We start from the raw sequence: 13,211 nt of genomic DNA, 5'->3' as shown, positions 1-13,211 counted from the left end.
GAAAAAGTCACAGTATGATGGCTGTGACTTCTCTCTTCATTCATATTTAAGCATACGTAAAATCGACTGATGACACACCTCTCGATAGGATCGATGTAAGTGTTCTTCATCTCTCATTAGCCATTGAATTAAGCTTCCATCAATCATGGAGCGAATAGCGATAGCTGCTTCTTCCACATCTTCTACATGAAACACCTGTTCTTCTAAGCCTTGCGCCACAATTCGGCGTCCAATTGACCAACAATTTTGGTAAAACTGCTTGTTAATCTCCTTATACCGTTCATTCGTCTTCGTTTGCGACAGAAAATCTAAATACACCCGGTAAAAGGTTTTGTTTTCCTCTGGGCTGATAAATACCTGGTTCATATACGCTTCAAGCTTTTCAATAGCCGTCTCTTTCTCATCTATGGACTTTGATTCTTTCTCATAAATTCTTGTTGTAAGCCATTCAAAAAGATGGGCAAACACATCTGCCTTATTTTGGAAATAATAATTGGTAACCCCTTTGCTCACACCTGCATAATCCGCTATATCTTGAAGCGTAACGGATTCATACCCCTTATCAGATGCAGCCTGAAAAGCTGCTTTCAATAGTTGCTTTCGCCTTTGCTCTGCTTTGTTCGTCATTTCTCATTGCCCCTCCATTTGTTCCCTATAATGATTATACAAAAAATGTTCACTTTTTTCGAACAAAATTATTCTGACTGGACAAAATAAATTGACCGGTCAGAATAATTTGTATTATGATGTTGTCAGATACACCAATTGTCAGTAAGAAAGGGGAACTATTTAATGAACCAATCATTTAAAGCACTTGTTGTCGACAAAAAAGAAGATGACTTTTCACTTACCATTCAATCCATCTCACTTGAGGACCTTCCTGATGGCGATGTTACCATCCAGGTTCACTATTCTAGTGTTAATTACAAAGATGGCTTAGCTAGTATTCCCAATGGCAAAATTGTTCAATCGTACCCGTTTGTTCCTGGGATTGACCTTGCTGGAGTTGTTGTGACTTCTAAAGACCCTCGATACAAAGAAGGAGACAAAGTCCTCGTCACGAGTTACGAGTTAGGAGTGTCACATTATGGAGGCTATAGTGAATATGCAAGCGTGCCTGGTGACTGGATTGTTCCGCTTCCAGAAAGCTTAACATTTAAAGAAGCAATGACATTTGGAACAGCTGGGTTTACAGCAGCACTTTCGATCCATCAATTAGAGAAAAATGGACTAGCCCCTGAAAAAGGGTCAGTGTTAGTAACTGGGGCAACAGGTGGAGTTGGCAGTATGGCTATTTCCATGCTCTCCAAACGAGGATATGAAGTAATCGCAAGCACTGGAAAAGAATCGGAGCAAGAATACTTAAAAAATATCGGTGCAAGCAAAATCCTTTCTCGTGAAGAAGTTACTCCAGAGAAAATTCGTCCGATTGGAAAACAGCTTTATGCAGGTGCTGTTGATCCTGTTGGCGGCAAAACGTTAGCCTCTGTTTTGAGTAATGTACAATACGGCGGTTCGGTTGCTGTAAGCGGGTTAACAGGTGGTGCAGATGTTCCAACAACAGTCTTTCCTTTTATCCTTCGAGGCGTCAATTTATTAGGAATTGATTCGGTTTACTGTCCGAAAGAGCTTCGCGAGATACTCTGGAACCGGATGGCTACTGACTTAAAGCCTGATTTGTTATCAACTATTGAAAATGAAATCACATTCGATGAGCTGCCTGATGCTTTAGCAAACATTCTGAAAGGAAATGCGAGAGGGAGAACCGTAGTGAAGGTCATAAAGGAATCTTAAAAGGGAAGGACATTTCTCACTGAGGGATGTCCTTATTTTCATTCTGAAGAACAAAATCATAGAGCCTCTTGATCAGGCTCGGGCAAGCATAAGACCGTTTCGAATAGATGGCGTTCTTTGCCTTCCATTCTAAATTAACTTATTACCTCGAGTAGCTAAGATGCTGGATGTTTACCCGCGATAAATTTCACATGTTCTTAAGCAACAAAAATGGCTCCGCTGAATAGTCATGAGCTATTCTTAACGGAGCCATTTCAGTCGTAAACATATACTCTATTACACGAAGTGACTTCCCCTTCTTACATCACACGTTTAAACATTTTTTCCATGTCGTATACGGAATAATGAATGATAATCGGTCTCCCATGTGGGCATGTAAAGGGGTCGGAAGTTTGTCTTAATTCATCAATTAACGCTTGAATCTCATCCTTTCGAAGGTGCTGATTGGCTTTAATTGATCCTTTACAGCTCATCATGATCGCCGCTTCTTCCCTCAGCTTTTTTATATCTACCTTTTTCATATCTAAAAGCTGCTCAATCATCTCTTCAATTATCTGCTTTTCTTCACCTCTAGAGAACCACTGCGGATGTGACCGAACGAGAAAGCTGTTGTGTCCGAATGGCTCAAGAAATACCCCTACAGCTGCAAGCTTATCTTGATGCTCAACAATTTTCATCGACTGGTCAGTTGAATACTCAAATGTAAGGGGGACTAGCATTTCTTGAACTTCATTCTGCACCTGCCCGACCTTTTCCTTAAAATATTCATACTTAATGCGTTCCTGAGCTGCATGCTGATCAATGACATAAAGCCCCTTTTCATTCTGAGCAAATATATACGTTCCATGCATTTGGCCAATAGGGTATAGTGGCGGAACCCGTGAGGATATGGTCTCATCTGCCTCTTCTAGCTCAAGATCAACCTCTCCTGGATCATCCATTGGTTCCTCATATTCGATCACCATAGGGCTATCTACTTGTCCCAAATCTACTAATGGCTTTGGTTCTTCATAAGATGGCAGGTCAAAAGAAGATTCTGTCGGTTCATATATTTCAGTCGCCCCGCTAGGTACATGCTGAGAGTAATCATTCACCGCATTAACGAATGCTTCAGGCTGCTTTTCAACTGGTAAATGATCCAGAGTAAGAAACGTTTGCTCAGATTTTGGCTTTTCTTTCTTTTCTTGAATCATTCCAGAGGGAATCAGCTGTTGTTTCTTAAGGGCTGCTCGAATCGTCGTCGTAATCAGCTCATTTAACTCCTGCTCCTTGCTAAACCGCACCTCCATTTTTGAAGGATGCACATTGACATCAACAAGTAGAGGATCCATTTCCACATTCAATAATACAATTGGATAGCGGCCAATTGGCAGTAGCGTATGATATCCTTCTTGAATCGCTCTAGCTAAAGGGTAATTTTTGATAAACCGTCCATTAACCATTGTAGAAATATAATTTCTGGAAGCTCTCGTTATTTCAGGCAAAGCGATCCAGCCTCTCAGCTGAAAGTCTAATGATTTAGACTCAATCGGAATCATCTTCTTCACTATGTTCAGACCATAAATGGCTGCCAATACCTGACGGACATCGCCATTTCCATTCGTATGGAGAAGCTTTCGATCATTATGAATTAAACGAATCGAAACTTCAGGATGAGCAAGGGCTAAACGATTCACCACGTCTGTGATATTGCCAAGTTCCGTATGAATCGTCTTCATGTATTTAAGGCGGGCAGGTGTATTGAAAAATAAGTCGGTAATCACAATATCTGTCCCTTTTCGGCTTGCCGCCTTCTCAAATACCTCTACTCTTCCACCTTCAAAAACTACTTTTGTTCCTGCATCACCTGTAGATGTTTTCATCTCTAGTCTTGAGACAGACGCAATACTTGGCAGTGCCTCTCCGCGAAAACCGAGCGTTCGAATCCGAAACAGATCATTTTCATCTTTAATTTTACTCGTGGCATGACGTTGGAAGGCAATCAGCACATCGTCTTCTTCAATTCCATCCCCATTATCAAGGATTCGAATTTTTGCTAAGCCCGCTTCTTCCACTTCTATTTCGACTATCGTACTACCAGCATCGATGGAATTCTCCACAAGCTCTTTAACGACAGAAGCCGGTCGTTCAACAACCTCACCTGCTGCAATCTTATTCGATAATGCGTCATCTAATTGAAGAATCTTTCCCATGCCTTCACCTCCTGTTAATTAGCCCTTAAGTTTCTTATGAAGTTCATATAATGTGTTAATTGCCTGAAGCGGAGTAAGGTCTAATATATCCATACCCTTTAGCTGGTCTAACACCTTCTTTTCCTTAGTAGAAAGAGTAGGCTTGTTTTCCTCCATTGCCTCATCGAAAAAGGATAGCTGTGCTTCTCCTACTGCGGTTTCTTTCACTACTGGACTTGCAGACTTCGATTGAGAAGCTGGCTGTTCATCTTTCATTTCTAATCTGCTTAATATTTCATTCGCACGCTGAATCAGCTCGGCTGGAAGCTCTGCTAGCTCGGCAACATGAATTCCATAGCTTCGGTCAGCTGCACCTTCCTTAATTTTATGAAGGAAGACTACTTTCCCATTATGCTCCATCGCACTTACATGAATATTCTTCAAACGAGGTAGCTCCTCGTCCAGCACAGTTAATTCGTGGTAATGGGTAGAAAACAATGTCTTAGCTCCTGTGCGGTTATGGATATATTCAATAATTGCTTGAGCTAACGCCATCCCATCATACGTCGAAGTTCCCCGGCCAATTTCATCAAATAATATTAAACTATCCTGTGTTGCATGAGCAATTGCATTTCTCGCTTCGAGCATTTCTACCATAAACGTACTTTGTCCTGATATTAGATCGTCGGCAGCCCCTATTCTAGTAAATACTTGATCAAAGATTGGGAGAATGGCTTCTTCCGCAGGTACATAACAGCCTATTTGTGCTAGTATGGCTGTTAAAGCAATCTGCCGCATATACGTACTTTTCCCCGACATGTTCGGTCCAGTAATCAGTAGAATTTCCCGCTCTGTATTCATGAAACAATCGTTCGGTACATATTCCTGGGCGTTCATTACTTTTTCCACGACAGGGTGACGACCATCCTTCACCATGATTCGCCGATCTGCAGAAAAAGCAGGCTTTACATAATGACGCTCTTCACTGATTGTAGCAAAGCATTGCAGCACATCGATTTCACTCACTGTTTTCGCAAGTGATTGAAGCCTTGGAATAAATTCCTTAACATGCTCACGAATGGCGGAGAAGAGTTCGTACTCAAGCTCCATGCTCTTTTCTTGAGCTTGCAAGATTAACGATTCCTTCTCCTTTAACTCCGGAGTTATAAATCGCTCTGCATTCGTTAACGTTTGCTTTCGGTCATATTGGCCTTCTGTCAATAAATGTAGATTCGCCTTCGTCACTTCAATATAATAACCAAACACTCGGTTATAGCCGACCTTCAATGAACGAATGCCCGTTTTTTCACGCTCTTGTCGTTCAAGCTCTGCAATCCACGTCTTCCCATTCCGACTGGCATCACGATAGCGGTCTAACTCCTCGTTATAACCATCCTTCATGATATTTCCCTCTTTGATCGATAGAGGCGGGTTTTCTACGATTGCTTGATCCAATAGGTCCGTAAGCTCCTCACACGGATCTAATTGTGTCAGGAGGCTCTCCATTTCAGCATGTCCCATCTGTCCGATCACGGATTTTAGAAAGGGAATTTGCTGAAGGGAGCGTTTCAATTGAATGAGGTCACGCGCATTCACATTACCAAATGCTACTCTTCCAGCAAGACGCTCTAAGTCATATACTTCCTTTAGCTTTTCTCTAAGCTCTTGTCGTTCAAAATAGCTTTGAAGAAGTGTCTCCACAATCCTTTGGCGTCGTTCGATTTCCTCTTGATTAATAAGCGGACGATCGATCCACTGCTTTAACAGCCTGCCGCCCATTGCCGTTTGTGTTTCATCCAGTAGCCACAGTAACGAGCCTTTTTTCCCTTTCGATCGGATCGTTTCTGTTAACTCTAAATTCCGCTTGGAAAAATAGTCAATTTTCATAAATTGATGAGTTTGATAGATAGTAACGGGCTGAAGATGATCAAGACTTCGTTTTTGAGTTCGATATAAGTAATTGAATAATCGAGCAACCGTTTGGCGGAATTTCTCTTGAGTGAGTTCCGCAAGAAGTGGCTGATACGGCTCTTTCTCCACAAGATCTTTTTCAAACGACAAAGTAATCGCTAGCCGTTCGCGAATCTTTCGCTGGAGCTCCCCATCAAAATCGTTATCAATTACTACCTCTTTCGCACCAGTTAATGATAACTCATTCAACACTTCATCGAAGCTTGCTGTCAATAATGTAGCCCGGTTTTCTCCTGTTGATAGGTCGTTATAAGCATAGCCAAAGGATTGATCGTCAAAGCATGTGATGGTAGCAATATAGTTATTCTCTTTCTCACTTAGCCCGCGGCCTTCCATCATCGTTCCAGGGGTAATGAGTTGAACAACCTCCCTGCGAACCACCCCTTTCGCTTGCTTTGGGTCTTCTGTTTGTTCACATATGGCAACCTTGTACCCTTTTTCCACTAATTGTTCAATATAGCCAGGGGCAGAATGATACGGAACACCACACATCGGAATGCGATCTTCAGACCCGCCATCACGGCTAGTTAAGGTTATTTCTAATTCCTGTGATGCACGCACCGCATCATCAAAGAACATTTCATAAAAATCGCCAAGGCGAAAAAATAAAAAGGCATCCTGAAAATCTGCCTTGATAGTTAAGTATTGTTGTATCATCGGCGTATAAGCAGCCATAATTTCCTCCAAATATGAAAATCTATCAATTGCTTCTTCGACAATCTATTATATCATACTCAATCCATACTTTTCAGTGGCGGTGCAAAAAGGAAATTATATGACATTTCAAAAAAAATCGTGCAATGGCATGGAGATTCCTTCGCACGATTTTAATAGATTCAATTATATTCCTGAAGTATTCATCAAGACCATTCTCCAGCCGTCGGGGTCTTCGACTGTTACCCCTCCTCGTTCCCAGTATGGGTTTTCTGGTTCTACTTCCTCATAGCCCATCTGTTGAAGCTTATTCACAATCCTTTGCTGTTCAAAGGAATTTGGAATATAAAAAACGAGTAAATGCTCTTTTGTTGGCGCCGGAAGCTGAATTTCTTCCTCTGATTGTGTAAATTCGAGATGATAGGACGTGCCGGGCAATCCTACCATCACTCCATCATATCCATCATGTTGACGGAATTCCCCTATTTTTTCTAAACCTAATCCCTCTGTGTAAAAATGCACGAGCCGATCTAATTGATTTGTAGGTCTTGCGATGCGAAATTGAACAGCTGGAAGCTCCTGTGTCCACTCCTTCCGAACGATGACCTCATACGGGTAGTCTTTATCCTGATATCTTCCTTCAGTTAAGCCTGTAACAAAAACCTTTAATGGGCATATACTAGCTCCACGATTCGTGGGAAACCACGGTCTCCCTTCCTTTACTAATACAAATACACCTTGTTGATCCCCATAAAAGTGAAAACTATCTGATTTTGGCTCTATGTCTGTCGCGACAAAGCGCTTAAGCGAATGAGCCATCTGTTCAAGCTGCCTCACCGGCATTCCAATTTCCCCCACATCATGCCAACCAGTAGGAATGCCAGTATCAATCGCTGGTCTTTCTAGCGCTTCTAATATATTTCCATCAGGATCACAAAAATAGGTTTGTTTCCCTTCCCAATAATAGATATATTCTCCCTCACTGTTCGGCAGTATTCGTTTTTCTGACGCTAGCTTTTCTTGTATATGCGTGAAATAGCTTTTATCTGTCCGAAAACACACATGGTAATAGGGCTGAGATGAAACCTTTTCAAAAACAAGCTTCGTTGTTCCAGCCATCACCGCAAAGTAAGATTCCCCTTCACCAACAAGCTTCATCTCTAATGTAGATGTATAGAATTGTTTCATTTCTTGTAGCCGATTACATGTTAAGTGTAGTTGATAGATTCTCATCGTTACCTGCCTCCTTATTTATATCTCTATTATAAAAAAAGAAAGCCATTTCTTTGTCCGTCAATGGTCGTAGATTTTATCATACATGATATGTAGAATATATCTTTTGAACAATGCACAAAAAAGAAAACTAGGAAGTAAAACCTTCCTAGCTACCGTTTATTCTTCTTCATCTCCGACTAAAAAGTCTGGGTTTAGATCTTCGAATTCTTCATCGTCTACATCTAAGCCCCAATCATGGTCATCTTCACAATCACAATCAGGGTAAACAGCTACACAAATTTTTGTTTCGCCAATGACTTCCACTAGAAATTCTCTTTCTACGTGAACAATGATTTTGTTTCCATTTGGAGAAATCACTGCCTCAACGCAGTTTGGCTGTTGCAGTACGCGTGCCACTACATCATGGTCATCGAAGCAATCAGGATCACGGTATTTTAATTTAATGACGTCGCAATATTCTACACGTTCAGTAACTACTTCTGTTTTTGTATTATCGTTATATGAGTACCAAACGTTAATGTCATAATAACCGCTGACTTCAACCGTTTTTCCAACCTTCTTCGCCTCGTACGTATGGTTTATAATCCAACAACCAAGGATACTACTTGGATGATGTTGCGGGCAAATCGTATGATTGGACTGGGTAAATTTACGTCCTTTCGCTACGACCGCTTTCGTAATAATCTCTCTGTATTCTCCCATTGCGAGCGAACCCTCCTCTTTCATTTTCCATTCATCCTATGCGGGATATTAGACTAGTGTGCTAATATTTTTTCCAGCAGCTTTTGCTTTGGATGAGGTACGGTCATAGTGCATTCTATGCGTTCACCCATGGATGTGTGTCATAGGAAGGGGCCGCTAAACCATGTCATCATCTAATAGTGTATGATGATGGTTCGTGCATAGGTAAGGAATACCGATCCTCTGTTAATGATGATGAATATTCGAGGATTTTGTAGTGGTTTTAGCCTTCATCTGCGTGATGATGACCTTTTTTCTGGGATTTCGGGTTGATTTTGGGCTTCATCGACCAAATGACTGTTTTAATGCTCCATCACAATACAAAAACCCCTAAGCAAAATTACATCTGCTTAGGGGTTTTCTATTCATCTTAATGATGGGAACAGTTTTTGTTATTCATCTCTGATCCGGTTTCACCGCTTAGGATGTTTCCACCTGTTGACTCAATTACTTCGTCTGTTACTTTATTTGAGATCGTAACTGCGACCATTTGCAGGATTTCATTGACTTCCATTTGTGATTCTTTGAATTGCTGAACGACTGGAATGGAATCTAACTCTTCCTCAATTTGGGCAATTTTATCCTCTGTACGCTTTAGGGCTTCTTCTTTCCCATAATGCTGAAGGTTGACCGCTTGCTTTTGCAAGCCTTTAATTTGTGAAATAAGTGATTTTACTTTTTCGTTATCATGGATTTTTGCTTCAGCTTTTTTGAAAAAGTCTACTTCTTCTGTTTCTGCAATCATCATTGCTATTTCTTTCGCACGGGTAATAATGTCATCTTTTGTATATTTCGCCATTTTAGTTCACCTCTACTGGTTGTTTCTCTTCTATCATTTCTCCGTTTAATGACCATGTTTTTGCTTCTGTAATTTTCACTTGTACTAGCTTACCAATTGCTGTCTTAGGAGCAACAAAGTTTACTAGCTTGCTCTTACGTGTATAGCCAGCGAGGACATCGGGATTGTTTTTACTCTCACCTTCTACTAAAACCTCTACGACTTGACCTTCATATTTTTTCAATGCTTCAGCAGAAAGCTCGTTCACTAACGCATTCAAACGTTGAAGTCGTTCTTTCTTCACTTCCATCGGAACATTGTCATTCATTTTTGCGGCTGGTGTTCCTTCACGAGGTGAGTAAATAAATGTATAGGCAGATTCATATCCGACTTCACGGTAAAGCGAAAGCGTTTCTTCGAATTGTTCTTCCGTTTCATTTGGATAGCCAACAATAATATCCGTCGTTAATGCTACATCTGGAACTGCCGCTTTTATTTTGCGAACCAACTCAAGATACTGCTCTCGGGTATATTTTCTTGCCATAATCTTTAACACATCTGTCGAGCCTGATTGAACCGGAAGATGGATATGCTCCACTAAATTGCCACCCTTCCCAAGTACTTCAATGAGATGATCATCAAAGTCACGTGGATGACTTGTTGTAAAACGGATGCGAGGAATATCAATTTTGCGCATTTCATCCATTAAATCACCTAAGCCATATTCGATATCCTCTAAGTCTTTTCCGTAAGCATTTACGTTTTGACCTAACAGGGTAATCTCTTGATAGCCTTGAGCAGCTAAATGGCGAACCTCTTGGATAATATCTTCAGGGCGTCGGCTTCTTTCTTTTCCACGCGTATAAGGAACAATACAATACGTACAGAACTTATCACAGCCATACATAATGTTTACCCATGCTTTAATGTTGCCACGGCGGACCTTTGGAAGATTCTCAATAACATCTCCCTCTTTTGACCAAACCTCAACAACCATTTCTTTCGACATATATGCTTCTTGGAGGATGTTTGGCAGTCGATGAATATTATGGGTTCCGAAAATCATATCCACTTGCTGATACGTTTTTAATATCTTATTTACAACTGATTCCTCTTGAGACATACATCCACATACACCTAGTAATAGATCAGGCTTTTGCAGCTTTAAATGCTTTAAGTGACCAAGCTCACCAAACACTTTATTCTCTGCATTTTCACGAATGGCACATGTGTTTAACAAGATCACATTGGCATCATTTACGTCATCTGTAGGTTCATAGCCTAAACCTAGAAAAATCCCTGCCATTACCTCTGTATCGTGCTCGTTCATTTGACAGCCAAACGTACGGATATAGAATTTACGTCCGTTCCCCATGCCTTTAAACTCTTCCGGAATTGAAAAATCTTTATGATACTGAACTTCTTCTTTTCCACGCTTCTTAGCATCTTTAAGGGAAGGAGCCGTATAAACCGTTTCAAAAAACTTGCTGTAATCCTTTTCGGATTTTTTGTCCGAAGGATTTGATTTTTCAATAATTTGTCCTGTTGATTCTAACCGCTGCTTTTCGTTCATTTATATATCTCCTTTCAATAAGCATTTTCAACATATCATAGTAAACATGCAATTATTAATTATAAACCCAAAAACTACTTCAAACAATATCATATATCACTTGTTCTAATTTCTACATATCTTAAAACTAGGGAACCACCTATTTATTGAAGGGTCTTCTCTATTTACATTTCTATCTGTTTTTTCTTTTTTTGACTGATTAATATGACCATTCTTATTTAAAAGTGAGTCAAATTCTCCTTGTAGCTAATAGAATAATATGAATTATTTTAAAAAATTTAGAAAGGAGTTGAATATAAGATGGTAGAGCAGTTAAACCAGAATAACGTTCAGCTCGAGTGTATCCGTGTGAATAAAGTATATGATTGGGTATTTGATGCTGTAAGTAATGACACGAACATTACTGTACCAGCAGATTGCACTACTTCAATAGCATTAGCTATACAGGAGGGTAGAATTCCACTTAATGTTAAATGTGAACTACCGGAAGTCACTGGTTTTTTCCCTTTAACATCTTCAGTCACTCAGGATGATATTATCTCCTGTACAGTTTCTTCAATTATTGACAGAGCTTCTTTGGAAAACAACCTTGCTGTTGTAAAGGTCCTTTTCTCATTTAGACCACTCATTACTGTATTTGACAGTAATGAACAAATCATCTGTCAATTCCGACCCATTATCCAAGACTCACAACAACTGGTAGTATGTGTACCTGATTCATTTACTAGGCAAAACATTCAATGCCGTTATATTAGCCTCCAATGCAGAGTAAATTTTAACGAGACAGGTGTACCAGACTTAGGCCTTCAAGTCTCTCTAGACTTTTGCTACGACTTACAAGTAGAAGCAGAAGTGAAGCTAGAAGTTCTTTCTAAATTCTGCTTCCCTCGTGAAAATGATATCGAAATTCCAAGTACTACTAGTTGCCCTGTATTCAATTACCCAGAACAGTGTCCTGCTATTTTCCCTCTAATTCCCTGTGATTGTAGTGCCTTTGTCGAAATTGAAAATCTGATTGCTCAAGCTGGAACTGTAATTGGCTATACAATCAATCTATCTGCAAATATTTGTCCGAATTGTAATTATAATTCAAGCACGTGGAGTTACTCACAAATCTCACCAACTGGAGACGTAACGACTGTCGAACCATTAACCATAAGCCTACCACAGTGTTCAAATATTGATGGAGGAGCTATTTCGATGGATATTACAGGAACAGCAAGAGTAACCGATCCAATGGGAATACCTGAAAATAGACCTTATCAATTAACTTTCGTCGAAACACCTGGAGGACTTTTGGATGTCTATTTGTTAGTAGTTACTGATGTTCCTTTGATAGTATCTTCAGCCTCCGTTCCTACTGGCGAAATAACCATCATTAATTGTTAATAGATTAAAAGCAATTAGGTTTTAATACCTGATTGCTTTTTTAACGTTTCATTCATAATTTTCTGTTTTTTTTAAAAAACTACTTAGAAGCTATATCAATATAAACAGTGAATACATAAATTTAATACAACATGAAAAAGAGATAGAGTAAGAACACTCCATCTCTTTTTTGTCAAATTATTACGGTGAAGTAATATTAATAAGTGTTACAGTTGCTTCTAAGTTATCTTCAATTGTTACTTCATACTCGTATGTTAAAGGCGTAGTAATAGTTAATATCGGTGAAGTGAATGAAACTGACTGTGTACAGGTCCCACAAGTAACCTCTTGGGTTTGAACACCTGTTAATACATTAGTTTCAATCTCTAAACAAACTGGAATAGTAACTGGGGTATTTGAACAAGGCATTAAATATTCCCTCCCTTCAATCGTAATAGTATATTCTATGAATTTCCTTTTTTTCGGAAAAGGCTTCTATACTAACTTTGAGAAAAATATGTTAAAACACCATGGCAAACAGCACATTTTTACCATTTATTAACTAATTATTCTGTTTACTCCGTTATTCCCCCATACAACTACTCCTCTTTCAGCATTAAATATATTATTTAATGAAAGGAGAGGTTTTGTTTGGAAATCATACTAGTATTAAATGGTGGTATCTTCTTGCTTCTAGCATTCATATTAAAACAACAAAGGGAAATGCTGTGCCTAATAAATGAATTAACCAAACTTCCTAACACATCATCACCTGAAACAAACAACATCCCCATTAAAGTTGATCATGAAATGATTAATAAAGTTCTTTCCGAGAAGTTGAAACAAGTAAAAATCCCAGTAAACAATTTCCCACCAGATAAAAAAGAAAAATAAATACTCATGAATAATAGGAAAAAAATTAGCC

The 13,211-nt window shown here is 39.5% G+C and carries 11 protein-coding genes; 3 read left to right on the top strand and 8 right to left on the bottom strand.

The genetic code is table 11. The annotated features are described in order from the left end of the window. Nucleotides 1–36: 36 nt before the first annotated feature. Nucleotides 37–627, bottom strand: a complete 591-nt coding sequence (locus LS684_RS08720; protein WP_233811214.1) for a TetR/AcrR family transcriptional regulator — start codon at nt 625–627, stop codon at nt 37–39. Nucleotides 628–792: 165 nt separating this feature from the next. Between LS684_RS08720 and LS684_RS08715 the strand changes: the two genes are divergently transcribed. Continuing rightward, the gene (locus LS684_RS08715; RefSeq protein ID WP_233811213.1) at nt 793–1,794 is read left to right on the top strand and encodes an NADPH:quinone oxidoreductase family protein; all 1,002 of its coding nucleotides are present in this window, start codon (nt 793–795) and stop codon (nt 1,792–1,794) included. 299 nt (nt 1,795–2,093) lie between these two features. Here the strand turns inward: LS684_RS08715 and mutL are convergent, their stop codons facing one another. The 6 genes from mutL to miaB all read right to left on the bottom strand — a co-directional run bounded on the left by mutL (nt 2,094) and on the right by miaB (nt 10,918). Further along, nucleotides 2,094–3,986: a DNA mismatch repair endonuclease MutL gene (gene mutL, locus LS684_RS08710; protein WP_233811212.1), complete on the bottom strand. Its 1,893-nt coding sequence runs from the start codon at nt 3,984–3,986 to the stop codon at nt 2,094–2,096. Nucleotides 3,987–4,004: 18 nt separating this feature from the next. Continuing rightward, nucleotides 4,005–6,611, bottom strand: coding sequence for a DNA mismatch repair protein MutS (gene mutS, locus LS684_RS08705; protein WP_233811211.1), 2,607 nt, complete (start codon nt 6,609–6,611; stop codon nt 4,005–4,007). 165 nt (nt 6,612–6,776) lie between these two features. After that, complete coding sequence (locus tag LS684_RS08700) at nt 6,777–7,193, bottom strand: VOC family protein (RefSeq protein ID WP_233811584.1); 417 nt, start codon at nt 7,191–7,193, stop codon at nt 6,777–6,779. Between the two features lie 789 nt (nt 7,194–7,982). Beyond that, a complete protein-coding gene (locus LS684_RS08695; protein ID WP_233811583.1) occupies nt 7,983–8,528 on the bottom strand; it encodes an outer spore coat protein CotE in 546 nt (181 codons plus the stop codon). Nucleotides 8,529–8,937: 409 nt separating this feature from the next. After that, nucleotides 8,938–9,366, bottom strand: coding sequence for a YlbF/YmcA family competence regulator (locus LS684_RS08690; protein ID WP_233811210.1), 429 nt, complete (start codon nt 9,364–9,366; stop codon nt 8,938–8,940). A 1-nt stretch (nt 9,367) separates the two neighbouring features. Then, a complete protein-coding gene (gene miaB / locus LS684_RS08685) occupies nt 9,368–10,918 on the bottom strand; it encodes a tRNA (N6-isopentenyl adenosine(37)-C2)-methylthiotransferase MiaB (protein ID WP_233811209.1) in 1,551 nt (516 codons plus the stop codon). Between the two features lie 300 nt (nt 10,919–11,218). Between miaB and LS684_RS08680 the strand changes: the two genes are divergently transcribed. Further along, nucleotides 11,219–12,307, top strand: a complete 1,089-nt coding sequence (locus tag LS684_RS08680) for a BMQ_0737 family morphogenetic spore coat protein (protein WP_233811208.1) — start codon at nt 11,219–11,221, stop codon at nt 12,305–12,307. Between the two features lie 180 nt (nt 12,308–12,487). Here the strand turns inward: LS684_RS08680 and LS684_RS08675 are convergent, their stop codons facing one another. Next, complete coding sequence (locus LS684_RS08675; protein ID WP_233811207.1) at nt 12,488–12,715, bottom strand: hypothetical protein; 228 nt, start codon at nt 12,713–12,715, stop codon at nt 12,488–12,490. 222 nt (nt 12,716–12,937) lie between these two features. Here LS684_RS08675 and LS684_RS08670 point away from each other — a divergent pair, with 222 nt between their 5' ends. Then, nucleotides 12,938–13,180 carry a hypothetical protein gene (locus LS684_RS08670; protein WP_233811206.1) on the top strand — a complete coding sequence of 81 codons (243 nt, stop codon included), beginning with the start codon at nt 12,938–12,940 and terminating at the stop codon, nt 13,178–13,180. Nucleotides 13,181–13,211 lie beyond the last annotated feature (31 nt).

The organism is Cytobacillus spongiae (assembly GCF_021390075.1).
This window is presented reverse-complemented; position numbering and strand designations above follow the sequence as displayed.

Excerpts from the sequence above, each read along its gene's own strand:
- LS684_RS08720 (WP_233811214.1), bottom strand. The coding sequence starts at position 627 with ATGACGAACAAAGCAGAGCAAAGGCGAAAGCAACTATTGAAAGCAGCT.
- LS684_RS08715 (WP_233811213.1), top strand. The coding sequence starts at position 793 with ATGAACCAATCATTTAAAGCACTTGTTGTCGACAAAAAAGAAGATGAC.
- mutL (WP_233811212.1), bottom strand. The coding sequence starts at position 3,986 with ATGGGAAAGATTCTTCAATTAGATGACGCATTATCGAATAAGATTGCA.
- mutS (WP_233811211.1), bottom strand. The coding sequence starts at position 6,611 with ATGGCTGCTTATACGCCGATGATACAACAATACTTAACTATCAAGGCA.
- LS684_RS08695 (WP_233811583.1), bottom strand. The coding sequence starts at position 8,528 with ATGGGAGAATACAGAGAGATTATTACGAAAGCGGTCGTAGCGAAAGGA.
- LS684_RS08690 (WP_233811210.1), bottom strand. The coding sequence starts at position 9,366 with ATGGCGAAATATACAAAAGATGACATTATTACCCGTGCGAAAGAAATA.
- miaB (WP_233811209.1), bottom strand. The coding sequence starts at position 10,918 with ATGAACGAAAAGCAGCGGTTAGAATCAACAGGACAAATTATTGAAAAA.
- LS684_RS08680 (WP_233811208.1), top strand. The coding sequence starts at position 11,219 with ATGGTAGAGCAGTTAAACCAGAATAACGTTCAGCTCGAGTGTATCCGT.
- LS684_RS08675 (WP_233811207.1), bottom strand. The coding sequence starts at position 12,715 with ATGCCTTGTTCAAATACCCCAGTTACTATTCCAGTTTGTTTAGAGATT.